At 42.7% G+C, this 25,279-nt stretch carries 21 protein-coding genes; 8 read left to right on the top strand and 13 right to left on the bottom strand.

What is annotated here, in order from left to right; all coding sequences use genetic code 11:
• Positions 1–152: 152 nt before the first annotated feature.
• Entirely contained in the window at positions 153–806 is a 654-nt protein-coding gene (locus tag Q0590_RS10315) for a putative polyvalent protein kinase domain-containing protein (RefSeq protein ID WP_302037442.1), read from the top strand.
• 230 nt (positions 807–1,036) lie between these two features.
• Positions 1,037–1,381, top strand: a complete 345-nt coding sequence (locus tag Q0590_RS10310) for a nuclear transport factor 2 family protein (RefSeq protein WP_302037441.1) — start codon at positions 1,037–1,039, stop codon at positions 1,379–1,381.
• A 156-nt stretch (positions 1,382–1,537) separates the two neighbouring features.
• On the opposite strand, the gene Q0590_RS10305 is transcribed toward Q0590_RS10310, so the two are convergent.
• Positions 1,538–3,811, bottom strand: a complete 2,274-nt coding sequence (locus Q0590_RS10305) for a monovalent cation:proton antiporter family protein (RefSeq protein ID WP_302037440.1) — start codon at positions 3,809–3,811, stop codon at positions 1,538–1,540.
• Between the two features lie 162 nt (positions 3,812–3,973).
• On the opposite strand from Q0590_RS10305, the gene Q0590_RS10300 reads away from it, so the two are divergent.
• Together Q0590_RS10300 and Q0590_RS10295 are read left to right on the top strand one after the other, a co-directional pair.
• Positions 3,974–4,534, top strand: a complete 561-nt coding sequence (locus Q0590_RS10300; protein ID WP_302037439.1) for a DUF3124 domain-containing protein — start codon at positions 3,974–3,976, stop codon at positions 4,532–4,534.
• 156 nt (positions 4,535–4,690) lie between these two features.
• The gene (locus Q0590_RS10295) at positions 4,691–5,275 is read left to right on the top strand and encodes a hypothetical protein (protein ID WP_302037438.1); all 585 of its coding nucleotides are present in this window, start codon (positions 4,691–4,693) and stop codon (positions 5,273–5,275) included.
• A 47-nt stretch (positions 5,276–5,322) separates the two neighbouring features.
• Here Q0590_RS10295 and Q0590_RS10290 read toward each other — a convergent pair whose 3' ends face one another.
• From Q0590_RS10290 to Q0590_RS10275, 4 genes are all read right to left on the bottom strand, one after another.
• Positions 5,323–7,332, bottom strand: coding sequence for an ATP-binding protein (locus Q0590_RS10290; RefSeq protein ID WP_302037437.1), 2,010 nt, complete (start codon positions 7,330–7,332; stop codon positions 5,323–5,325).
• A 2-nt stretch (positions 7,333–7,334) separates the two neighbouring features.
• A complete protein-coding gene (locus Q0590_RS10285) occupies positions 7,335–8,138 on the bottom strand; it encodes an alpha/beta fold hydrolase (protein WP_302037436.1) in 804 nt (267 codons plus the stop codon).
• Positions 8,139–8,455: 317 nt separating this feature from the next.
• Positions 8,456–11,275, bottom strand: a complete 2,820-nt coding sequence (gene polA / locus Q0590_RS10280) for a DNA polymerase I (protein ID WP_302037435.1) — start codon at positions 11,273–11,275, stop codon at positions 8,456–8,458.
• A 98-nt stretch (positions 11,276–11,373) separates the two neighbouring features.
• Positions 11,374–11,985, bottom strand: a complete 612-nt coding sequence (locus Q0590_RS10275; RefSeq protein ID WP_302037434.1) for a hypothetical protein — start codon at positions 11,983–11,985, stop codon at positions 11,374–11,376.
• A 185-nt stretch (positions 11,986–12,170) separates the two neighbouring features.
• Here Q0590_RS10275 and Q0590_RS10270 point away from each other — a divergent pair, with 185 nt between their 5' ends.
• Positions 12,171–13,073: a UbiA prenyltransferase family protein gene (locus tag Q0590_RS10270; RefSeq protein ID WP_302037433.1), complete on the top strand. Its 903-nt coding sequence runs from the start codon at positions 12,171–12,173 to the stop codon at positions 13,071–13,073.
• Between the two features lie 170 nt (positions 13,074–13,243).
• Positions 13,244–13,837 (top strand): energy transducer TonB, encoded by a 594-nt coding sequence (locus Q0590_RS10265; protein ID WP_302037432.1) that lies wholly within the window; start codon positions 13,244–13,246, stop codon positions 13,835–13,837.
• A gap of 29 nt (positions 13,838–13,866) precedes the next feature.
• Here Q0590_RS10265 and Q0590_RS10260 read toward each other — a convergent pair whose 3' ends face one another.
• The gene (locus tag Q0590_RS10260; RefSeq protein ID WP_302037431.1) at positions 13,867–14,898 is read right to left on the bottom strand and encodes an MBL fold metallo-hydrolase; all 1,032 of its coding nucleotides are present in this window, start codon (positions 14,896–14,898) and stop codon (positions 13,867–13,869) included.
• 167 nt (positions 14,899–15,065) lie between these two features.
• Between Q0590_RS10260 and Q0590_RS10255 the strand changes: the two genes are divergently transcribed.
• On the top strand, positions 15,066–15,848 hold the full coding sequence (locus tag Q0590_RS10255; RefSeq protein ID WP_302037430.1) for a toast rack family protein: 783 nt from the start codon (positions 15,066–15,068) through the stop codon (positions 15,846–15,848).
• Between the two features lie 7 nt (positions 15,849–15,855).
• Here Q0590_RS10255 and Q0590_RS10250 read toward each other — a convergent pair whose 3' ends face one another.
• From Q0590_RS10250 to Q0590_RS10240, 3 genes are all read right to left on the bottom strand, one after another.
• Positions 15,856–16,815, bottom strand: a complete 960-nt coding sequence (locus Q0590_RS10250) for a bestrophin family protein (RefSeq protein WP_302037429.1) — start codon at positions 16,813–16,815, stop codon at positions 15,856–15,858.
• A gap of 558 nt (positions 16,816–17,373) precedes the next feature.
• Positions 17,374–17,763 carry a response regulator gene (locus Q0590_RS10245; RefSeq protein ID WP_302037428.1) on the bottom strand — a complete coding sequence of 130 codons (390 nt, stop codon included), beginning with the start codon at positions 17,761–17,763 and terminating at the stop codon, positions 17,374–17,376.
• A 253-nt stretch (positions 17,764–18,016) separates the two neighbouring features.
• Positions 18,017–18,286 carry a hypothetical protein gene (locus Q0590_RS10240; RefSeq protein WP_302037427.1) on the bottom strand — a complete coding sequence of 90 codons (270 nt, stop codon included), beginning with the start codon at positions 18,284–18,286 and terminating at the stop codon, positions 18,017–18,019.
• Between the two features lie 152 nt (positions 18,287–18,438).
• Between Q0590_RS10240 and Q0590_RS10235 the strand changes: the two genes are divergently transcribed.
• The gene (locus tag Q0590_RS10235; protein ID WP_302037426.1) at positions 18,439–19,194 is read left to right on the top strand and encodes a hypothetical protein; all 756 of its coding nucleotides are present in this window, start codon (positions 18,439–18,441) and stop codon (positions 19,192–19,194) included.
• Between the two features lie 9 nt (positions 19,195–19,203).
• Here Q0590_RS10235 and Q0590_RS10230 read toward each other — a convergent pair whose 3' ends face one another.
• The 4 genes from Q0590_RS10230 to Q0590_RS10215 all read right to left on the bottom strand — a co-directional run bounded on the left by Q0590_RS10230 (position 19,204) and on the right by Q0590_RS10215 (position 25,222).
• A complete protein-coding gene (locus Q0590_RS10230; protein ID WP_302037425.1) occupies positions 19,204–19,650 on the bottom strand; it encodes a DMT family transporter in 447 nt (148 codons plus the stop codon).
• An 82-nt stretch (positions 19,651–19,732) separates the two neighbouring features.
• On the bottom strand, positions 19,733–20,941 hold the full coding sequence (locus tag Q0590_RS10225) for an aldose epimerase family protein (RefSeq protein ID WP_378409961.1): 1,209 nt from the start codon (positions 20,939–20,941) through the stop codon (positions 19,733–19,735).
• A gap of 218 nt (positions 20,942–21,159) precedes the next feature.
• A complete protein-coding gene (locus Q0590_RS10220; RefSeq protein WP_302037424.1) occupies positions 21,160–23,463 on the bottom strand; it encodes a TonB-dependent receptor in 2,304 nt (767 codons plus the stop codon).
• An 88-nt stretch (positions 23,464–23,551) separates the two neighbouring features.
• Entirely contained in the window at positions 23,552–25,222 is a 1,671-nt protein-coding gene (locus Q0590_RS10215; protein ID WP_378409964.1) for a DUF8614 domain-containing protein, read from the bottom strand.
• Positions 25,223–25,279 lie beyond the last annotated feature (57 nt).

The following is a 25,279-nucleotide window of genomic DNA, read 5'->3' as shown; positions in this document are numbered from 1 at the left end:
GCGAACGGAAGTAAGTCAAGCAGTCGAAACACAGACTTCCGACGGAATACTAATTCCCAACCTGCATAAAGCCCTGCTCGTTAGCTGTAACGTTAAAAAGTACGAAAATAAAAGGTTTTCTAAAATTCAGGACTTTATGTATCTTTGATCAGATGCAAAATCATCTAAAGCATGAACTACACGATGTCATTTCAGGAAAGAGCCAAGTTAGGTTTGGAGCAACTATCCAAGCAGTCGCCAGTTACCTTAGCGATGGCACGCAGGCAAGCCCAAAAATTGAAGACACAAAGCAAATCAGAGAACAAGAAACAAAGAGGCTAGAAAATTTTATTTCTGAAAAGGACCTTTGGATAAACGATATTGATTTCTCCCAATACATAAGTGAAGGTGCCGAACAAAGAGTCTTCTTGAAAGATGCTAATCATGTTCTGAAGTTAAACGATGCTATCTATTACAGTTTTTGGAAAGATTATTTCAATAATTTATTATTACACAACTTCTTCTTTCCAGATACTGCCTATCAACTGATCGGTTTTACAAAGGAGAATACTATTCTCTATGCGGTCGTTCAACAATCCTATGTTGCCATCACACAGAATACAGACTTGGAACAAGTGAAGGCTTTCCTTGGCTCAAATGGCTTTATAAATACCCGCAATAATGACTATTTTAATCCCTACCTGGGTATTATTTTAGAAGATTTGCACGATGAGAACGTTTTAACCCGAAATAAAATACTGTATTTCATTGATACAGTATTTTACATAACCAAGGAGTTTTGGGCTGAAAATAAAGACTACTCCTAGCAGCAAATTGGCAAAACGGCGGCAACCATCCAAACCTTGGACTTTCCGTTTCTAACAATGGCTATCTTTAAACCTAAACTTTACCAACCTTATCCGCCACTTGGCCAAGCCGCAATACATTGATGATAGGTTTGTGCTTAAGCCAATGTGATTTGGCAGCTGTCATGAAAATTAGGGCAAGGCAATGCTGCATCATCATTTATGAATAATCATAAAAAACTATAGATAAGATGGAGAACAATAAGGTAATACTAGAAAAAGCCAATGCAGCAATCACCAACGGCAACAATGAGGGATTCCTCGCTTTCTGTACCGAAGACACCAAATGGACATTTGTAGGCGACAAGGTACTGGACGGAAAAGAAGCTGTTAGGCAGTGGATGAGAACGGCCTATGTGGAGCCGCCAACGTTTATGGTTGAAAATTTAATTGCCGAAGGTGACTTTGTTACGGCACTCGGAAGAATCAGCATGAAAGACGAAAATGGAGAAATGGCCGACTATACATACTGCGACGTGTGGCAATTCCGCGAAGGCAAAATGGCCGGGTTACAAGCCTTTGTCATCAAAGCCTGAACATAGTCAAAGCTAATAACTGTAGGGAGTAATTGGAATCAAACATATCTGCAGATAATACATTGGAGCACCTGCCAGGAAACCTAGCTAAAATTGCCATTTCAAATACCATTGATAGGGTTTTAGTTCAACGCAAAAGCTAGTGTCAACATTGAGTCAGTGTTGCTTGGTTTCTACCACATGTTCTGCGTATTCTTCCAGTGATTTGATCAGTTGTTTGTCTCCTGATAACCAGACAATGTCTCCTTTTTCGAAAATGGTTGCCGGATCAGGATTGAGAATACGGTTGCCATTACGTTCAATTCCGATAATAAGCCCGTGTGTCCGGTTGCGGATATCAGAGTTCCGAATGCTCATGCCCAGGAAGGGAAAAGTATGGTCGACTACCAGTTGTTTAAGAATTACTTCCGGCGGCAGGGGAGCAGGCTCTATTTGTGGCGGATCTACTACTTGCTTAAACTTTTTGAGTTGTTCATCAGTCCCGACAACGGTTAGTTTGTCAAACGGAAAGATCTGCTCATGCCCCCTGGGTACATATATACTTTTTTTTCCCCGTTCAATCTGGGCAATGTTAACGCCATACCTTTCCCGGAACGATAACTTCTGTAAACTTTTTCCGATACATTCGGATTCCGGACTTACCTCAAAATGCGCAATATGTGCATCCCAGGGCAATAGGCTTTTAGTGGCTGAACCGTTGTTAACTTTTCCATTGGTTTGCGCCAGTTCCCGGGCATTGAGGTTATACAGAAACCGTTTTTCTATCCGGGCATAGGTTTCCTGTAACTTTTGTGTAAACACCGGAAGTATAACGACAATGAGTACAATTGCTCCGAGTAAAGCCACAACGGGAGAAAAGAGCCGATCTAACAGAAAACCAACCAGCACAACGCCTAATATAAGTCTGCCAGCTTCCATCGCCACCAAAGGACCTCTGTTGAACCGCCGGTTTTTCCAGAGTGTGTTGTAAGAATGTGTGCGGATTTTACGAATAGACAGCGCCCAAAGGAACGGAGTAATGAGGGCAAGGGCAAGAATAGCGGTAAGTGCCTCTGACCAAAGATTGTCGAAGAAATTTCTTTTAAAAAAAGGGGCAACTATATTGGTACAAAGCAAAACAATGCCAACAATTACTACTGTATTGGTTACCAATATTCCGGCAAATGTGCGCAAGACTTGCTTCCAGTCGTTTACTGCTACAATGGTTTGCGTACTGGTACTGTAGTTATTCAAAAAGTTTCTCCAGCGTAAGGGCAGGCGTTTATCTATCTGATGATAGAGTGGTTCGGCCAGGCGGATCATGTAGGGTGTAGTGAAAGTAGTAATGGCGGATACCGCTACGGCAATCGGATAAAGAAATTTACTGGTGACATTCAACGACAGGCCTAAGGTGGCTATAATAAAAGAGAATTCGCCGATCTGCGTCATGCTCATGCCTGTTTGTAAGGATTGTTTCAGCGGTTGGCCGGAAAGCAGCGCGCCGAAGGTTACATTCAGTGACTTACCCAAAATGACTACCAGGGAAAGGATAGCCACCGGTCCGGCATATTCCAGCAATATTTTCAGGTCGATCAGCATGCCTACCGATACAAAGAATACGGCTCCGAATAAATCTTTCACCGGCTGCATCAGGTGTTCAATCTTTTCAGCATATAAGGTTTCAGCCAGGATAGAGCCCATAATAAAAGCCCCCAATGCCGCCGAAAATCCCGCATTAGTAACGAGTATTACCATCAGCAGGCATAAAGCAATGGAAATGACTAGTAGTGTTTCGTTGGTAATCAGGCGGCTATTGATGCGCAAAAAAGAAGGAATTAAATAAATACCTCCCAGAAACCAAAGAATAAGGAAGAAGCTTAATTTGAGAATAGATACGACTAACTCCATTCCTGCAAACTGCTGCGAGACAGCTAAGGTTGAGAGTAAGACCAGCAACAAAATAGCTACCAGGTCTTCTATAACCAGTATTCCAAACACTAACCCGGCAAATTGCTGGGTTTTCAGGCCTAGTTCATCAAACGCCCGGATAATAATGGTAGTAGACGATATAGCAATGATGCCTCCCAGAAACAAACTATCCATCCCGGACCATCCCAGCCAGTAGCCAGTTAAATACCCAAGAACCAGCATAACTCCAATTTCTACCAGTCCGGTTATGGAAGCGGAGCCGCCTACTTTAACTAGTTTCTTAAAGCTGAATTCCAGCCCCAGGCCAAAAAGCAAAAAGATTACCCCAATCTCAGCCCATATACGGATAGTCTCCGGATCGGCAATAGTTGGGAAGATAGGAAAGTTAGGCCCGACCAGTAAGCCCGCCAGAATATATCCCAGAACAAGCGGTTGTTTTAGCTTTTTAAAAACAAGGGTGGTTACACCGGCAGCACCTAGAATTAAAGCCAGATCTATAATTAATTGGGGTACATGCGCCATAACTGATCAAAAATTCACAAAACATACGTCAATTAACAAAAATAGGCTAAAATACTGCTTAAGAACCGAAAGCGTAAAATATATTTAGTTTCTAAACAGGTTAGCAACTGCCAGAAAGATATACGTTGTTTTCCCACATAAGATAAATTAATATATTCGACCATGCGTTTGTCATTTAATTATTCCGGGAGAGGTGTTTGGCTACATACTCTGCTGTGCCTGGCTACCATTGCCTGTTCTCCTGCTGAAGATACTGGAACCAGTCAAAATCAGTCCGTATATACATATTCGGATGTAGAATTTAACAAGCTGGCCAAGCAGCAAAAAGTATATGTGCCTGCCTATTCAGATATTTATCATTTAGATGGGAATAAACGTTTTTTATTAACGGTTACAGCTGTTGTAAGAAACACCAGCTTGCAGGATAGTGTATATGTGAATAAAGTAGATTTTTTCGATTCACAAGGAAGCCTAATCCGCACGTATGTGCCACGTACAATAGCAATTGGGCCATTGGCTTCTGCCGAATTTATAGTGGAATACCAGGAAAAACAGGGGGGAGCCGGCGCTAGTTTTATTATTGACTGGGGTAGCCAGAACGTATCGGCCAAACCTTTAATCCAGGCAGTAATGATAGGCACGTTATCGCAACAGGGAATTTCTTTTATTACAGAAGGAATAAATATACAAAACCTGACAGATAGCACTTCAGTGAGTAAATAGTAACTAGAAAAGAGCTATTTTTACATCCATAATGGTTTGTACTTGTAAAACAAGTTATTGGTAAATATTTGACTTACAAATGATTGGGTGGGTTTTGATAAACAATTTGTTAAGGAAAACATAAAGTGGAGAGGCGATTTTTATTCTATTTGGTATATGGCAATTGACGAAGAAAAACTAGACTACATTCATCTGCTGCTGGATGAGCCGATTTATGTACTTAAAGAAAAACAGGAGGTCCCTGTTCAGTTACCAGAAGTAGCCCCACCGGTAAAAGTAGTTGTACCACCTATTCCTGCACCTGAGCCGGTAGCCACGCAACCGCTGCCTCAGCCGCCAGTAACGCTTCCTGTTAAAAAGCCTGTGCCCGTTAACCGGAACAAAGTCATGATCTTGTTTTTTAACGAAGAGTCGCTTTACCTGAAAAAAAATGAAGAAGCGTTGTTACAAAAAATATTATCAGCAGTTCATCTGAAGCTGGAAGAAGTGGATTTGGTAAACCTGAACAACATCCGCCGGATCGATTATATAGATATGTTGAAAGACAAAGTGCTGAACCAGCTGATCAGTTTTGGGATTTCCCTGACAGAACTTAACCTGCAAATTCATTTGATTAAATACCAGGTGGAAAAGATTGAAGGCATAGATATGCTCCTGGCAGACAGCCTGAGTGTATTGGAATATGACCAGGATTTGAAAAAACAGCTTTGGAAATGCCTGAAAGAAATGTTTGCAAAATAACATTAGTCCACCTAGCCAGATTCTACTCACCTGCCGAGAGATACTAGTTAAGAAATGTTGCCAGGCTGATCTGGAATTTGAGCAATTAATTCTGTAATAATCACATCAATTTCCTGGCTTATTTCCCTGCTGGCCACAGCAAGCATAGATGTGTCCTGTTCACCGGATTGCAGTAAGTCAGTTGCCCGGTCAAGAAGTTGAGAAAGGCGGGTGGCTTCCAATGAACGGAGAGTCATTTTACTTTTGTGGGCTACTTCCTCAAACAATAGTATATCACGGGTATAAAGAGCCTCTTTAAAATTTTGCTGAAAGCTGGTAAAATTTTCAATGGATAACCTGATCAACTCTGTTAGTTGGGTGGTGTCATGTCTGGTTAGTTTTCTAAACTCGTTCAGGTTGACATGCCAGCTTGGATCTGTAGGCGGTAATATGCTTGTTTCTACTGAAAAACTGCCCGAGGTATTGCCTGCTTGTTGAGGGGTAGCCGTGCTGTACAAGGCTATTTTATTGTACAGATCTCTAGGGTTAAATGGCTTGCCTATAAAGTCAGTAATACCGGCGTAGTCAAGTCTTTGTTGAAGGTCAAATTTGGAGGAGGCCGATAGGGCTATAATTGGTAGTTTCTTAAATTTTTCATCCGGCAAGTTGCGTACCATTCTGGTAGCATCGTATCCGTTGAGTTTGGGCATTTGCAAATCCATTAAAACCAGGTCATAGGTATGTTGCCGGATTTTCTCTATGGCTTCTGAGCCATCTTCCGCTACATCAAAGGCTACCTCCCAGCTTTTCAGATATTGGGAGAGAATAAATATATTAACCGAATTATCCTCAGCCAACAGCAACTTTATGCCACGCAAAGAACCTGGATGGCTGTGAGGCAGGTCTACTAACTGCTGACTTTCGGGCTGAAAATCACTGATTGGAAGTTTAAGTGCAAAGCTGAAACTTGATCCTTTGCCCAGTTCACTCTCTACCTGAAGCGTAGCGTTATACAGGGCCAGTAGTTTTTTACTGATTGCCAGTCCCAGGCCAGTGCCTCCATATTTTAGGTTTATTTCATAATCTGCCTGGGAGAACTCTTCAAAAATCTTGTGAATTTTATCTGCTGCTATGCCTATGCCGGTGTCCGATACTTTAAACTCTAGTACCACATCTTTGGAGGTAACTTCAATGGCCTGTACTCTTAGCGTAACAGAGCCTGTGTGAGTGAATTTTATGGCATTGCCTATCAGATTGGTCAGTACTTGTATAAGCTTTACCGGATCGCCAAGTAAGAATGAAGGCAAACGGGCATCTATTTCATGGGTAAGTGTTATTTCTTTTTCTTCCGCCTTGGGCAGCAGGTTGTATATCAGATGTTGAAGTAGCTCCCGGATATTAAAAGGCCGTTCTTCCAGGCTGATTTTGCCAGATTCAATTTTATTAAAATCCAGAATGTCGTTGATCAGGTTCAGCAGATTCTCAGACGAAAGTTTGAGTATACGCAGGTATTCCAGTTGCCTGGGACTTGGGTCGGTTGCCTGCAAGAGGTTAGCCACCCCAATAATGGCATTCATCGGCGTGCGGATTTCGTGGCTGACCGTAGATAAAAATTCGGCTTTTGTTTTAGCCGCTTGCTCTGCTTTCTTTTTGGCCTGAAGCAACTCTGCCTCGTATTTTTTCCGGTCTGAAATATTTACAAGAGTTGACCGGTACAAAACCACTTTGCCTTCTGCATCTGTAACATGCGAGGAATTTATTAGAACCGGCAGTAAAGCCCCCGATTTGCTAACCAAGTCATAACTAAGTTCATTAACCGAGCCTTGCATGCGTATGAGCGGAGCATGATGTGTTTCGTAAAATATTTTTCCACCGATTGGAAGTAGCTCCTGAAACCTCTTCTGGTGCAAAATTTCAGTTTTATGATACCCGAGCCATTGGGCTAATGTAGTATTTAGCTTTACAATGGTTCCGTCGGGGAGAGATGAAAAATAACCACAAGGTGCATGTTCATACAGATCTTCGAAGCTTTCGTCTAAGAAATGCTGATAAACCAACTTGTCGTTTTTTTCTTTCACTATCAGGAAGTAGTTAAATATGCTTTTATTGCTTTAATCGTTTCTTCAGGCGCACTTAAGTTAGGGCAGTGGCCGGTTGCTGCTAACACATTGAGTGTGCTATCGGGTATATGTTTGTGTAAATATTCGCCTACAGCATACGGGGCGATTACATCTTCGGAGCATTGCAAAAGCAACGATGGTGTTTGCAGCTTTTGTATATCCGACCGGTTATCAGACAAAAAAGTTACTCTGGCAAACTGTCTGGCGATTTCAGGATTTGTTCTGCAAAAACTGTTCTTTAGCTCATCGCCTAACTCTGGTCGGTCTCCATTGCCCATAATTACCGGAGCCATGGCACTTGACCATCCCAGATAGTTACTATCCAGTGAATCTAACAAGCCTTCAATATCGGTGTGGCTAAAGCCGCCGACATAGCCATTTGCCTCATCATTAATATAACAGGGAGAAGGGCCAATAAGTACTAGTTTATCAAAACGTTTAGGTTCTTTGAGGGAGGCTAATACACCAATCATAGAGCTTACCGAATGTCCTACAAAAATACTACCGGTAAGTTTTAGGGCTTCACAGATTTCCAGCACATCATCTGCATATCCTTGTAACGATTGGTATTTGTAATAGTTGTAGGCAGAAGAATCTGAGTTTCCTGCGCCAACATGGTCGAACAAAACAACTTTGTAGGCATCTGTAAAGGCAGGGGCTACAAATCGCCACATATGCTGATCGCAGCCAAAACCATGAGCAAACAAGATGGCCTTATCGCCGTTTCCATATACTGTTACATTATTTCTTTTCAGTACGTCCATAGGCAATAAGCAGGGAGAGTAAACAGATGGTTAAGCAGTACGTTCATAAGAGCAGTTGAAAAAATTGGCTGTCACTCACAAGACATGTCTGGTAAAGTAAAAAACGTCTTGGCTAAAATACTAAGTGATTGGGTATTTATCCAGAAAAATCTGGCTTATCTGGGAGAATAAATTAGCCGGAGTACATGTAGAAGGGAAACGGAAACTAACAAATAAATTCAATCAGCCGGCGAGGCTATTTATTAAACCTCACCTGCTAATTAAATTATTCCTGTAAAATAGCTATAATAAACGACTAGTAATCAATTAATAAGCTGCTAATGTGCTTCCAGCCAGTTATTGCCGGTACCTAACCCAATTTCCATAGGGACTTCCAGAGGCAAGGCATTTTTCATTATATCTTCCACTGTTTTTTGCAGCAAATCAATTTCGTCTTTGTGTGCATCGAACACAAGTTCGTCATGTACCTGCAAGATCATTTTTGATTGTAATTTTTCTTTTGTCAGCCAGTCATGAATCCGGATCATGGCCAGTTTGATCATATCAGCAGCGGTTCCCTGGATGGGGGCATTGATGGCATTCCGTTCGGCAAAGCCCCGGTCTGTCATGTTGCGTGAATTAATGTCGCGGAGGTAGCGGCGGCGGCCCAGTAAGGTTTCCGCGTATTCGCATTCACGGGCTTTTTGAATAGAGTCGTCCATGTATTTTTTTACGGCCGGAAACTGCTCAAAATAAGCCTCAATAATTTCTGCCGCCTCTTTGCGGGAAATATTCAGCCTGGCTCCTAAACCAAAGGCGGAAATACCATAGATAATCCCGAAGTTAATGGTTTTGGCTTTGCGGCGCATATCTCCCGTAACCTCGGTTAAAGGCACTTTAAATACTTTGCTTGCTGTGGAGGTGTGAATATCAATGCCTTGCTGGAATGCCTCTATCATGGTCTGGTCTTTGCTGAAAGAGGCCATAATTCGCAATTCTATCTGAGAATAGTCAGCAGAGAGAATCGTATATTCCTTACTATGCGGAACAAAAGCCTTCCGGATTTCTTTCCCTCTCTCTGTCCGGATAGGAATGTTCTGCAAGTTAGGATTTGTAGAACTCAACCTGCCTGTAGCAGTAACTGCCTGATTAAAAGAGGTATGAATTCTTCCGTCTCGAGGGCTGATCAAGGCAGGCAGGGCATCAATATAGGTTGATTTTAGCTTTTGCAGTTCCCGGTAATCCAGTATATGGCTGATAATTTCGTGGTCGGCTTCCAGTTTCGAGAGAATATCTTCTCCGGTAGCATACTGGCCGGTTTTTGTTTTCTTGGCTTTAGGATCCAGCTTCATGCGGTCGAAAAGCACTTCACCTAACTGCTTGGGAGAACCGATATTAAAAGGCACACCAGCCAGTTCAAATATCTTATCTTCCCGCATTTTCATATCTATTTCCAGGGTTTTGGAAAGCTCACTCAACGCGGCAGTATCCACTTTTACTCCATTTTTTTCCATAGATGCCAGTACCGGAACCAGTGGGTTTTCTACCTCATGGAAGAGTTTGTCCATCTTGTTTTCTTTCAGCATCGGTACAAACACTTCCTTTAGTTGCAGGGTAATATCCGCATCTTCACCGGCATATTCAGCGATCTTCTCTATTTCCACTTCCGACATATTGCTCTGGCTTTTTCCTTTCTTGCCAATCAACGATTCGATGGGTACCATCGTGTAATTGAGGTACGTTTCTGCCAGTATATTGATATTATGCCGCATATCAGGCTCTATGAGGTAATGAGCAAGCATCGTATCGAAAATTTTGCCATTTACTGCCACACCATAATTTTTCAGCACAATAATGTCATACTTCATGTTCTGGCCTACTTTGCCAATCGCAGGGTTTTCCAGTAGCGGTTTAAATTCATCTACAATTGCCTGGGCTTCCTTTTGGTCTGGCGGAATGGGTATGTAATAGGCCTCATTTTTATAATAGGAAAAGGCCAGGCCTACTAAATTTGCTTCTGTGGCATCCAGGTTGTCGGTTTCCGTATCGAAGCAAAATTCATCTTGCCGGTTCAGGTGCTCAATCAGCATTTGCCGAAGTTCGGGTGTATCTATTACATGATACTGATGTACCACTGTATGGATGTTTTCCCGGTTGCTTTCGATGGGTTTTTCTTCCGTTACCAGGGCCGGATCAAAATCCAGTTCAAAAGATAAAGACGTTTGGCCCATAGACTTGCTGGCAAATTGCTTGGTGGCAGCCGGAACGGCCGGTGTTTCTTCTCCGAAAATCCGCTTTTTAATGGTCCGGAATTCCAGTTCATCCAGCAAATGTATTAGTTCTTCTTTATTAGGATCAGAGCAGCGAAGTTCTTCGGCTTCAAAAGGCACCGGAACATTTATGTCAATGGTAGCCAATTGTTTAGATAGCAACGCTTGCTGTGCATGTTGAAGTACATTTTCCTTCTGCTTGCCCTTCAGTTTATCGGCATTAGCAATCAGGTTTTCAATCGTATCATACTCTTCTATGAGTTTTTGCGCTGTTTTTTCGCCAACTCCAGGAATACCGGGAATGTTGTCTACCGCATCGCCTTGCAGGCCCAGCATATCCACTACCTGGTCTATGCGTTTGATGCCCCATCTGGCTAATACTTCCGGAACTCCCATTACCTCAATTCCTTTTCCCATAAATGAGGGTTTGTAGAGATAGACATGTTCTTCTACCAGCTGGCCATAGTCTTTGTCGGGTGTCATCATAAAAACCTCAAAGCCTTCCCGGGCTGCCCGCTTAGCTATGGTGCCGATAACATCGTCTGCTTCATAGCCATCCAGCATCAATACCGGAATGCCAAAGGCTTTTACCAGTTTTTTAACATAAGGGATGGCAAGGGTAATATCTTCGGGCTGAGCCTGCCGCTGGCTCTTGTATTCGGTATAGGCGGTATGGCGGAAGGTAGGCGCAGAGGTATCAAAAGCTACGCCGATATGCGTGGGTTTTTCTTTTTGAAGTACTTCCAGTAAGGTATTGGTAAAGCCAAATACGGCACTGGTATTCATGCCTTTAGAAGTAATGCGGGGAGCTTTGCTAAAGGCAAAATGCGCCCGGTAAATTAAGGCAAATGCATCTAATAAAAAGAGTTTATGATCTGGTTTACTCATATGTACGATGGTGGTTTGTGCAAAATAGTAATTTTAGTGACGCGTTTTTATAAGTATGAATGATAGCCGGTAGTACTTAGGTATACAGGCAAAAGGAATTAATCTACTTTTACTGGTTTAGGATTATATTTTCCATTTTTATAGGTAAACTTCCATTTTTCCTCATACAAAGAGGAATATACGATCTCTATAGAAAAACTATCACTGCTAAATACTTTTTCTAAAACGGTGGTGGCTTGGGAATCATTTGAGGTTAGCAGTGCTAGTGCTTGGCCTGCTGGTATGACGTATCCGGCCACTACATTATTTCTGCCAGTACTTATCTTATGATCTGGATAAATTCCTTGAATAAAAAAATCGTAGATACTTTTGTATTCTTTTCCTTGATAAGAAATTTTTATGTCTTCAATAAAGGCAGGACCTACGCCATTGTTAAACAACTGCAAACTAATTGTTTTCTGGTCTTGGTTGACATACCCTGTATACTGGGTAATCATCAGATAAGGCAGCACACTTCTGAATTGCTGCTTCTGGATTAAATGCGTCTGGTAGGCAAAGGTGAGAAACGTACCAACACTTATTAAGAAGGCACTGAATGACATTAGTTTATCCGGATTCCAGGTTTTCCTAAATGCCCGATTAGGGCTAACAGGCTCAGTTTTGTTATCCGGTACTACCGTTTCAGAAGTATTTAGCTGTTCAGTATTCATCTAAATCAAGGGTACGCTTTAAGTTATTCTTGCTTGTAAAAAAGGGGTCGAGAGGTTCAACGTTTGCTGAAGTTATCAAGTATTTACAGAAATGTATGTATTTTCAGTTAAAGAAAACAAAACTATTAAAAGTAGCCGATGTTCAATAGTTTCGTATAAGAATAGTAAACATATTTATAGCCTATATGCCCGAAGAACTCATTCTGCCGCCTTCCCATATTACCCGAAAACACTCCCTGACGAAACGGATGTATGAGAGCTGGATGGTAAGCAGGTGGCTTAGTCTGGATGTGGCGGCCGGGGCAATGGTCTGTTGCCTGATGGCTTGTAAAGTGTGGCAGGTTCCTTCGATTCCCTGGCCAGCTGTACTTATATTAGCAGGTACGGTTCTACTGATTTATACAGCGGATCATTTGCAGGATGTCTGGCATACTGCGGGAAAAGTATTTTCACCCAGAAGAAAATTTCACTGGCAATACCGCCATCTGTTGCTTAAGGCTTGCCTGATTTTAACGGGCATCCTGGGAGTAAGCGTTCTGCTTTTTTTATCCTTGAAGATTATCGTGTTTGGAAGTATGCTGGCTGTGCTGGTTGTCCTGTATTTATGGCTGGTAAGTAAGATAGGCACGAACGGTGGTCTTCCCTGGTTTCATAAAGAAGTAATTATTGCCTGCCTCTACACTGCTGGTATATGGGGAGTGGCCGGGTTTTCTGCCGGCCATCTTTCTACGTCCTATCTGTACTTTGTGGGTGGCTTTTTTTTGATAGCTCTACAAAATTTGCTGCTGTTTTCGTATTTCGAACGGGAAGAAGACTGGCTGCAGGGCCAGCGGTCCATGGTGATAAATCTGGGAGTCAGGCGTGTAAAACGGCTGCTGGTGCTGCTTTTTGCCTTGTCGGGGTTACTATTAATAATTGCCTGCACAGCCAGCTTAAGTGCACTTGAAAAACAGGTGCTTTTTACAGAAGGCTGTATGTCGGGTGTGCTGCTGCTGCTATTTATCTTTCCTTCGTTTTTTTACCAGCATCGAAGATACCGCTGGCTGGGAGATGGTATTTTTCTATTGCCTATCTGGCTGCTGGTATAGAATAAACTAGAGTATTGATTGATAAAACTTCCATTAAATTCTATATTTAGCTATACTCAAGATTTATTCAAACTTTTATCTTTATAATGTTAGTACTTCAAAATACGTTGATTCTCCTTATAGTATTATGCTGCCAGGCAGTTTATAGCCAAAGACAGGTACTCGGCAGAGTGCTGGATGAAGACACAGATAAACCAATAAATGCTGCAACTATAAGCTTGAATAATGCCAATAGCATCACTGCAACTAATTATCTGGGCTTTTTTCAGATCACTGTAGATAGCAGTAATCTTTTACAGATATCTGCGGAAGGATATAAATCTGTGCAGTTTAGTATTCCGGCAGAAGACAAATTTCAAGTTCATTTACAGAAACAAACAGCCACAGAACAGACCGCAGGCATTAAGGAATTATTTGAATACCTGAAATATAATCTCAACTATCCTATTAATGCACTGGAGGGTAACATCCAAGGGAAAGTATATGCATCCTTTGAAATAGACAGCTTGGGCAGGTTGCAGACGATAGGAATACATCAAGACGTTAAAGGTCGGTTTGAAAAAGAGTTAATCCGTGTTCTGAAAAACGCTCCACAACATTGGGGAAAACATCCAACATCCAGAACTTATATCTTACCTGTTGTTTTTGCTATTCAAAATGCCAAACCTGCTAAGCAAAACCCTCAGATGAACTTACCAGAAGGTATAATGCTGAAAGAAATTAGTGTTACTGCAGCATCAAGAACATATATGATTACAAGGTGATAACTTGCAAATGCGTAATACAGAATTACTTAAAATTGCCACCAGCTATTCTGTTCCACAGGAGCTTCCAGGATGAGCGGCTTGCCAATTTGCGGAATAATTACCGGAACCTGTAGTTTGCTGGCTTCTTTGATTACCCGCTGAATAGGTTCATCCCAGGGATGGTACGCTAAGGCAAATTTACCCCAGTGTACAGGAAGCAAAGCTTTCGCCTGCAAATCTAGCGTTGCTTGTACGGTCTGTTCCGGAAACATATGTATGTGGGGCCATGATTCTCCATATTGGCCAGCTTCCAGAATGGCCAGATCAAAAGGGCTGTAGCGGCCGCCAATTTCTTTGAAATGCTCTCCATATCCGGAGTCTCCGCCAATCAATATCCGGGTATCATATAAAGTAAGTACAAAGGAAGCCCATAACGTTTTGTTCCGCACCAGCCCTCTGCCAGAAAAATGCCTGGCAGGCGTAGCCGTCAGGTGCATATGCTCGTCTACCTGTTGGCTTTCCCACCAATCTATTTCTGTAATGGCAGCTGCCGGAATGCCCCAGTGTGCCAGATGCGAACCTACGCCCAAGGGGGTGCAAAACTTTACCTGGGTAGATTTCAGTGCGGCAATGGTCGCATAATCCAGGTGATCGTAATGGTCATGTGTAATAATAACCAGGTCGAGCGGAGGCAGATCAGCCACCCGGTACAGTGTAGTTCCTTTAAAAGCTTTTCCGAACATGGAAACCGGAGAAGCCTGTCCGTCCAGTACCGGGTCTACCAGAATGGTTTTATTCCGGTAGCGGATCAGGTATGAGGAATGACCAAACCACACAATCACCAGTTTATCTGAAGCCAGATTTTTTAAATCTGTTTGAATAGCAGGGATTAGTTGCTGGGGACTGGCAATTTTTCGCTTGCTCACAAAATCGTTCATCATTTTCAGGTAAGAGGCGTCGGGCAACATGACATCTGTAGGTATTAGATTCTGAAATGCACTTCCTTGATAATGTGGCGATTGTTGTATTCTTGTTAACGTATTTCCTGAAGGATTTTTACCCAATGATCTGATCAGCATATCCGGAATAGTAAAGGCTTTGAATGTAAGCCAATAGACGTAGAGGGACGGAAGATATTGTATAGCCCTGCATTTTAACACTTATTTGGCCTATTTACCTTCTGTCAATTTTTTTGTTGGTTATTTCAGATTATGCCTACCTTTCTTCAGAACAACCCAATTATGGTATGAAAAATAAACATCAGCAAACTATGTTAGCTTTTTTATTTCTGTTAGCCGCAGGCTTCGTAAACGTAGCCTATGCCCAGAAAGGAAAAGAAGTAAGGAAATATACGAAAGAAGTGGAGGTGCAAGGAGCCAAATCGGTAAAAGTAGAGCTCAATCAATCGGCGGGCACCTTGCAGGTTAGCGGAGGAAGCAATAAATTAATGGAAGGCCAATTTGCTTTTACAAACGATGAATGGAAGCCCGCCATTGCCTATGCCAAAGAAACTGGTGCCCTCACCGTAAAACAGCCTGGAAACAACCGGAATATGAACATGGAGGACGAAGATAAAAACGAATGGCAGATCAAGCTCAACAAAAATATACCTACAGACCTGGAACTCACCGTAGGAGCCGGACAAAGTACGCTAGATTTGCAAGGAATGCGGCTGACCAACCTTCTGTTAAAAGCAGGTGCCGGAGATTTTACGGTAAATCTGGCGAATACTTCCTTACCCAAGCTAAAAGTTAATGCCGGGGTAGGTGCCATTAAACTAGACCTTACCGGAAAATGGTCTAGTAACCTGACGGCTGATATTAATGGAGGCATCGGCGAAATGACCTTGAAACTTCCATCTACTACAGGTGTACGGGTAAGAGTATCTGGTTTGGGCAGCATAGAGGCGCCAGGCTTCAAGAAAGTAGATGGCTATTATGTAAACAGTGCTTACAAAAAGACTGACCATATGCTAACCATCGATATTAGTGGCGGACTGGGCAGTGTAAACCTGGAATTAGATAAATAAAGGCACGTTACAGAATAACCCCTCTGCCTGGGTCTTTGGCTTCCGGAAAGTTTTTATCGCCCCACTGTTCTTTTACGTTTGTTTCAATCGTGAGACTAAGGGCTGTGATGGGTACATCTTCCAGACGGTTTTCAAACGGATCTTCCGCCCGTTCGCCCACCAGATCCAGGCAGAGAAATACAAAGGAGAGTATAACCGAAATCGGAATGCTTGCCCAGCCAATTTCTTCCACAAACACAAAAGGCAGGAGGGATGCATGTATAAAAACAAATACTCTGGAAAAAAAGCTGTACTGCCTGGGGAATGGAGTGTTCTTAATCCGCTCGCAACGCCCCTGAATATTGTTGAATTCAATCAATGTCTCCTCTAACCGCACGAAGCGGAAATCTGAGATCCAACCCCGGTTATAGGCTCTTCGTAAATCTTCACCCTGCAACTCCAGTAAGTAGTTAGGTGGATTTTTTTTATGACAAAATACTTTGTATTCAGCAGGCATCAGAAAAGCAACCGTATCGGCATATTCATTGGTTTCTTCAAAAATTTCCTGTATTTTAGGGTTGTTGTAGGGCAATTTTTTTCTTAAAAATACCCGCAGGGCATGTACAAAAGCAATATGCCGGTAGACCATGCGCTGTTGTAACTCTTTCGCATTCGCTGCTTCTAAAGGATCATCCGGGATAATCATGGTAATTACCTGGCGTGTCCATGCCCGGCTGTAGTTTACCAGCAGGCCCCAAATTTTACGAGCTTCCCACCACCTGTCGTAGGCATTGTTATTTTTAAAACCCAGAAATATGGCAAGTGCTGTACTAAGTGCAGTTATGGTGCTAAAAGGCAAGTGTAAATGAAATACCTGGTAATAGTCGTGCAGCAGATAAACCACTACGGCTAACAAAACATAGTAAAGCATGCTTTTCCAGGTATAGTGAAGGATGAAGCTCCACTTTAAATTCCTTCTGACAATCATATAATTTGTATAAGGTTATTCCTAAGCCAGCTTTCAATGGAAGGCACGAATGGAAGAATGTATACGTAAGTGCTTGTGTACTACGTAAACCGGGCGTTCTACCTATAACCTGGAAGACAGACACCAGGGGTACCCAAGTTTACAAATATCTATTTTAAACAAAAACAGCCTACTTCAAAGATTTGTACTATGTACTGGTTCGGGCGCTAAATTGTTTTAAAGAAATGCCCCAATCAGCAAAATAAATAGCCTGGTTTCTGCGAAGCAGCAAGGTATGTAGGACTATCGGTGAGATAACATGAATAAAGCTGCAGCACAACCTAGACTGTAGGAAACATTGTGGCCCAGACTCCTTGTAAATAGCAGAACTTCTTCAGGTAACGTCTGGATGAGCTGTGAAAGATCACTTAGCAACTTCTCCAGTATCTGTCTGTTTTGGCTCAATTTTACCTTTTTAAACAGACTAAGTTTACTGAAAGTATGGGTTGAATGAGAGGCTTGGTTTTGTAAGCTAGACAGAGACTTAACTATGTAGTAAGAGGTATGCACAAGGTATCACTAAAAACACCTTTCGATCATCTTTTTTACTTTATCCGGTGTAATGGGTTTTACCAGATAATAGCTTGCCTGAAATTTGCCCGAAAGGGTAATATCATTTGGGTGGTTGGAAGAGGTTAAAATGACAACTGTAAATTGTGAGTTGTTGTCGTAGGTTCTGCGCAACTCTTCTAAAAATTCGAAACCATCCATTCCTGGCATCCGGATATCCAATAAAATCAGATCAGGAATGGCCTTGTCTTTTAAGGTTTGCAGGCAATCCAGGGCTTCTTGTCCATCATGGCACAGAACAATTTCCTCGGTTATTTCAGCCTGTTCAATAACGGATTTGCTTAAAAATGCATCAATCGGATCATCTTCTACAAGTAAAATTTTATTGAATTTTTTCATCAAAAACTGAGTATAAAAAATAAAAAAAATGGGTAATTATGGATAGATACGGATATTGAAAGCAAAGGATTTGCTAATTTGATACAAAAATTAGTATAAAAGCCAGAAATATATCTTTGCTGCCTGGTTTATCCATGAGCCAAGCGAACACCGGGGAAGAGTGCTTTGGTAAATAACCTGGGTAGGGAAAGACGTTTTGCCAGTTTACCCCAGTGAGTGAACAACAAGCTATTAGGTAATCAGTACGTCAGATTTACCCAATGAAGCGGATGTTCTCTGGTTTTATTTTGACAATTGAGCCATCTGTTTGTTCAATGATGGCATGGGTGGCATACACCAGTTGCGGCAGATCTCCGGAATCTTTCTCGGATAGCAGGTGTGTATCGGTAGCCCACCCGTGAAACCAGCCATGTTTGACTTCTTTTTGGGCTACCGCTTTTGTTTTTTCGAAAGGAGAGAGTTTACGGTAATCTTCAGCATTCATCTCATAATATTCTACTTTTCGCAGAGATTCTTTAGTCATAGCTATGCGTACTAATTAAAAAACGAAATTTATAGTTGTTTTACACCAGAAACAAACCTGTCAGTGAAAATAATGGGTGTAAGCCTGATTCAGCGTGAAAATAAAGTATTTTTTTCGGTTGAAAAGAAGCGAATGTGTATATTTTCTATAGTATGGCTACAAATTCATTCTTGTTTGTTCAAACTCTACACTATCTTCTGAAACCCATTTTTCTCTATTTCTGCCTGGCCCTTGGCTGTTTATCTTGCCGGCACACAAGTACACCTGAGCCCTTGGATACAGATCCCAATTGGATTAAACTGGAAATACCCAGGGGCATTGAGGCAAATGCCATTGCCGGCGACCTGGATAAAACCTTGCTTGTAGCAACAAAGAGCATGGCTTATTATACAACCGATCAAGGAAAAACATGGCATGAATCCAAAGATTTTCAAGGTACGGTGCCCAGCTTGTATACTCACCAGGATACAGTTTATCCACTTTTGTCACTGGTTGAGCCAAAATGGCCTGATAAGATGGCTTCTACAGCTTTATACTTCACTACAGATTATGGAAAGAGCTGGAACAGACTTCCCTGGGAGCAGGTAGACAGATTCAAGGTACCAGTTGGCAAAGTTATATCCACCACAGGAATAATGTACCAGATACAAGAAAACAAAACTTTTGCAAATGCAGATGGAAGTTCACTCTTTCTACATCCCTCTACGATTATAAAACGGATGGGTACAACTGCGCAACCCATCAATTTTCCTTTTAAACATATACTTTATAATCTGCATCTCGACTCCCGGAACAGATTGTATGTAGCTGCCTCCGGAGGTACCTACCGTCAAGAAAATAATACGTTCTACTGCTGCGAAGATGATATGCCAGCTATTATCTATGTGTCTAAAAAACCGCTTCCTTAACATATGAATTTATTTCCGGATGAGGTAAACCCCCAATACAAGGAAGATTACACCCAAAACCCGTAAAAAGGTAATTTGCCGCACCACAAACCCAATCAATCCGAAATGGTCGAATATGACAGCAGAAATTAACTGGCCGGCAACGATAAAGCCCAGGGTATTGGCTGCTCCGATTTTAGGCGCAATAATAACGACAGTGGTAATGTAAAAGGCTCCCATAATGCCTCCCAGATATTTCCACCATGAAATTTTATACAGGGTGGCGGCTGCAGGCAATTGCTGATAGCTGGTGAGCATTACATACATAAACAAAACAAAGGTGCCGGTGATAAAAGAAATAAGCGCAGTAAGGGTAGGATTCTGAATGGTTAGCCGAAGTTGAGCATTTACACCAGTTTGTATAGCCACTGCCAGTCCGGCCGCCAGGGCAAACAAGTAATACACTTCTTTTTGCATGGGTGATACGCTAGTAAACGTGAAAACGTGGAAGATGCGAACTTACTCATTTCCACGTTTTCACCTTAGCTAATTGTTACTTTTATTGATTGGCTCTGTTTTCAGCTGAAAATTTAAAAATGGTAGCCTGTTTATAGGTTTCTCCGGGCTTCAGGATGGTGCTGGGAAACGCCGCCTGGTTGGGAGAATCCGGGAAGTGTTGCGTTTCCAGGCAGAAGCCATACCGTTTTACATAGTTCACGCCGCCTTTCCCTGTTAAGGAGCCATCCAGGAAGTTGCCGGCATAAAACTGTACACCAGGCTGGGTAGTATATACCTCCATTACCCGTCCGCTCGTGGGTTCATAAACGGTTGCCGCCAGTGACATTTCGCCAGGGGTTTTCTTTATTAACACAAAATTATGGTCATAGCCGCCACCTGTTTGCTCTATGCGTGCACCAATGGGTTGTGGTGTTGTGAAATCGAAGGGTGTGCCTTTTACCGGGCGGAGTTCTCCGGTTGGAATCATGGTTTCATCCACCACGGTATATTTGTCGGCCTGAATGAACATTACATGATCTAGGTTATTTTTTGCCTGCCCGGCTGCCAGGTTAAAATAGCTATGGTTAGTTAGGTTTACCGGCGTAGGCTTGTCTGTTTCAGCCGTGTAGTTAATGCGAAGTTCGTTATTGTCGTTGATAACATAAGTAACAGTTGCAGTCAGGTTACCAGGATAGCCTTCTTCCATATCTTTGCTCTTGTAGGTCAGTTTCAGGCCATTGTTTATTTCCTCCGGTGTCCATACTACTTTGTCAAATCCTTTAATGCCGCCATGCAGGTGGTTTTTTCCATTATTGGTGGCCAGTTTGTATTCTTTGCCATCCAGGGTAAATTTTCCCTCTTTTATCCGGTTGGCATACCTTCCGGCCACTGCGCCAAAAAATGGATGCCCTTTCAGGTAACTTTCCAGGCTGTCAAAGCCCAATACAATGTCGCCAGGGTTGCCGTTTTTGTCTTTGGTAACCAGTGAGGTAATAATAGCCCCATAATTGGTAATTTTTACGGTCATACCATTGTCATTGGTTAGGGTATACAAATGTACTTCTGTACCATCTTCGGTTTTTCCGAATACTTCTTTCGTTACATTCATGGGTCTGGTCTCGTTAGTGGCTTGTTGAGTAGTATCGGTAGTCTGGGCAGTAGTGCCATTCTGCGTGTCTCCTTGTTGCTGCGAACAACTGCTGAGTCCGAAGGCAGATACCGCGCAAAGCAGGATCATCCATGCTTTTAATTTCTCTTTTGTGTAAAACATAAAAATGACATAGGTTTAAGCGGGGAAAAAATAGCAATTTTTTTTCAATAACTTAGATGAAAGTGATAATACTCCCGAAAAATTACCTCTTTACCTCACCAATCCTGAACCTACAGATCGCATTTTTTAGTGTATCAGTGAAACTTAATTAATTGATTATCATATAGTAATTGCTGAATTAGGCAGATATTCTTGCCACAATATGTGGCAAGGCAGCGTTAGCGGGCAAAATTATATTTCAAGCCAACACCACCGTAATAATTGATCCCGGCAGCCGTGTTATAATACCTTCCTCCAAAGGCATTAATATCATTCCCCAGACTGTAAACCTCATTCAGGGCATTGTCTACGCCAGCATACACATCCAATGAAAATGCGTGTATGGTTCTGCGGAAACCAAGCCTTCCACCCAGTAAAGCATAATCGTTGGCATAAGCCGTATTTGCATCATTGAGAGGAATAAAATCAGTAAAGTTGAAGGTAATGTTGGTATACAACCCAATGCCAGAAGCGGCATCGATGCCAGTGATAATCGTATGAGGAGCAACAGCAGGCAAGCGGTTGTTACTAAAGTCTGTTTCTCCCTGTATATAATTTTTAAATGTATAATGATTATAGGTATAGCTTGTCCAAAGCTTCAGGTCAGATAAGGCGCCTGCTTGCTGCTGAACAAACGGATAACTGGCAGTAGCTTCTAATCCATTCTGGTCTGTATTCCCGGCATTTACAAAGTATTCAGCACCTGCTTCGTTGCTTCGCCGCACAATTGTTTGATTTAGTTGCAAAGAGTAGGCTGTTACATCGAATGATAACTTTTGTACATTCCCCCGGAAACCTAATTCATAATTTACTCCTTGCTCAGCATCTAGATTGCCATTAAAGATACCGGCAGAAGGTAATATTTCCGTTAGCGTAGGAGGGGAGAAACCCAGGCTTACACTGCCATGCACCGCCAGATTTTCGGACAGTTTTTTTAGCAAGGCTACTCTCGGAGAAACAACCGGATTAAACTCGCGGGTCTGGCGGAAGTTCGTTCTGGGGTTGGTAAAATCCTGGTTCCGGTAGCGGAGGCGGTTAAAGCTGGCACCCAGAGTAAGAAAGAAGTTAGCAGGTAAGTCTAACTCTAACTGGCTGAAAATGATAAATTGACGGGTGTTTACTTCAGCATCCAGTTGAAGTGTGTCTGGGGTGCCAAGTCGGTTGCCATACACTTTATCTACGGTAAATAATTGCTGAAACTCTCCGCCAAATGTCCATTCGCTGCTGACAGAACCTATGTCGAACAGATACGAAGTACGGGTACGGGCGCCAAAGCCTTGTTCAGCTTTGCGTTCATAGTTGGATATAAAGGGATTGCGTAGGGTATTAAATGTTCCATAAATAGAGGTGCTGTTACTCCACTTGTCATTAATCTGGTACTGCTGCGAGGCGCCCAGGTACAAAGCCTGAATATAAATTGCTGCCTGCTGCTCTATACTGCCTCTGACAGTAGTATCGCCGCGTTGGTTAATTACCGGCAATCTGGACAAGCGTGGATTTCTGGCAAACTGGGCCGCATTAATTCCTCCCGGTGTCTGGTAATAGAGGTCGGAATACAGCCCCATAATGGAGACATTCCGTTTCTCAGATACCTGGTACTGCGTACGGAAGTTTAACACATCGCGGCGCATGTTGCTATGGTCGCGGTAGCCATTGGATTGTTGATGTGCATAGGTAACAATAGAGTTACTTTGGGTACCGCCCATCCGGAGCGAAATACTATTGCCCACCAGGCCATACGAACCTGCCAATCCGGTAAGTTGAACACTTTTTTCATTGCTTGGAATTGCCGGATTCTGCAACAATACTACTCCTCCGGTACCTGCTCCATAAATGCTTCCGGCCGGGCCTTTAATTACTTCCACACTGCCGATGGTGTGATAATCTAGTAAATTAAGGGCTGTGTTTCCACTGGGGTCAGTAAACGGAATATCGTTCCAGTATACTTTTACATTGCGTACCCCAAAAGGAGAACGCAGCGAACTTCCCCGGATAGAAAGCCTATAACTTCCAGGCGAACGTTCTTCCATCCGCACGCCTGGCAGCGTGTTAATAGCCGGAAGCAGGGATGTGTTGCTGAATCTTTCCAGCGCTTGGGGTGTAAGCAGAGAGATGGAGCCTGCCGTTTCTAACAGTTTGCGGTTATTTTCATAGCCTACTACCACTACTTCATGTAGCTCTTGCTGAGCAGGTTGTAGGTAAATACTTAAAGGTATATCTTCAGCGGCTTTCACCGTTGCAGTCTGATAGCCTACAAATGAAAACTCCAGCCTTGTGGCTACTGAATCGGTAGTAAGGGTAAAGGTGCCATCTTCTCCGGTAACGGTTCCCTGTTGCAAAGGATAGGCTCGTACGTTAACTCCAGGCAAGGGGGTGCGGCTCTGGCTATCCCACACACGTCCGCTGTAGGTTTGTTGTGCATATACACTTGCTGTCAGGCAAGCATTGACTACTATTACAAAAAAAAGTTGTTTCAAGCTCATACAGAAGCTCCGGAGAGATAAATAAGAATGGATGATAAAAATTGAATTACTGACAATACTCAGTATGTGGGAGTAAGGTTAGCTAAATCTACAAATTATTCAGCCCCAGTACCTGAACGCCTTGCTCAAATACCACATCTACTGGAATTTTAGCCTCTTGCAGGCGGTCCAGATCGGCTTGTAGCTGGGCATCTATTTTGCCTCTGGATTCTACCAGTCTGGCTACGCCGGCATAATCTCCATCACCCTGTAAGGTCAGAATCTGCTCAGATAACTCGTTCATGGCTTGTTGCATCTTATCAAAATTAACCCGGTATCTACCAGTGGTAGCATCCCGTTCAAAAGCTCCTTTCTCTTTAAAAAACGAGAAACGGATCATGTTGGCAGTACCGTGGGCACTGGCCGCACCAAAACGGATAGAACGGAAAATGCCGGCCATAAACGTAGTATAATAATCTTTCAGGTCTCCGCTAATTTCCCCTTTCTGATGCAGCTGGGTAATCATATACAGACCTAAAATATCTGCTTTCCCTTCTTCCAGAGCTGAGGCATGTTCTTTTAAAGCATCGCGGACGGTGCCTTTGCCATTAATGGTATTTTTTATTCCTAATCCGTGAGCTACCTCATGAAACATAGTGTTGGCAAAAAATGCATCGAAGTTGATGAACTTACGCTGGTCTTCTGCGATGAGTGTAGCGGCAATAGGAACCATAATTTTATCAAACTTTGCCTGCATGGCATTTTTTAGCTGAAGGCGGCGGGTTCCTTTTTTTAGCTGTACTTCCTCGTCGTTGGGTAGGTTAATGGCAATGGTTTTGCTGCCTGCGTTACAGTCGCCTGCATAATAGACCACATCATACGCATTGAGGTCGGCATCGGCCCCAGGCATTTCTTTTTTATAGGCATCTTTCACCGGAATACCTTTCTGCAATTCGGGTAAAAAAGAGGCATATTTAGCCAGGCGTTTACTCCACGCCTGGTCTTTAATTAAAACATAGGCCTCATGGGCAGCTTTGTAGCCAAATAACCGGTCTTCATAAGTTTCTATAGGTCCGATTACAACGTCAATAGTGTTGTTTTTCATATCCATCCAGGCCATATCGCTGGGCTGATACTTGTCGGTAAGCAAAGCTTCGGCCCGTAAGGTCAGGTACTTTTTTAGGCCAGATTCTTCAGCCAGTTGGGCGGCTTGTTGTAACAAGTCAGCGGCTTTGGTAATCTGCTCTTTAAACTGCTCGTGATAGGGGATAGTGATGAGCTTTCCGGCTTGATCTCTTCTTAAGAATGTGTATTCACTCTTTTTATCTGCTAAGCTTGCCTGTTCAAACTCCTCTTTGGTCATATCTACCGGATAGAAATTTGCGCCTTCCGGTTTGGGCCCAACGCCGGCAATAAATGGCTCGTTGTTTTCCAGTCTGTCCCATGGCCCATAGTTGATTTTTACATAGGTCTGGGCTTGTTTATCAGGCAATACATTCAGTAAAGAGTCGCCTTTCCCATACGCCTCAAACCAGAATAGCTGGTCCATTATTTCACCTGCCTGAATCAGGAGTGGAATCATTTGTTTCTCTTTGGCTGAAAGGCCGGCTAAATCGGCTGTAAGTTTTACAGACTCATACTTGCTTAATTTTGCTGCCAGATCAGTGGCTGTAGAATCTTGGGTAGTTTGCATAGCTTGGGTTTGCTTATTGTTTTCAGTGCAGCTCTGGAGTAACGAAGCCGCCAGCAGGCAGGCAAAAAACGAGTAGGTACTTTTCATGGTTTGTTTTTCTGGATCTGGCTACTAATTTATTTAATAATCCACTAAATAAACCAA

The sequence above is a fragment of the Rhodocytophaga aerolata genome, assembly GCF_030503435.1.
Lineage (GTDB): Bacteria > Bacteroidota > Bacteroidia > Cytophagales > 172606-1 > Rhodocytophaga > Rhodocytophaga aerolata.
Note: the sequence above shows the minus strand (reverse complement) of the source record. Positions and strands in the feature narration are given on the sequence as shown.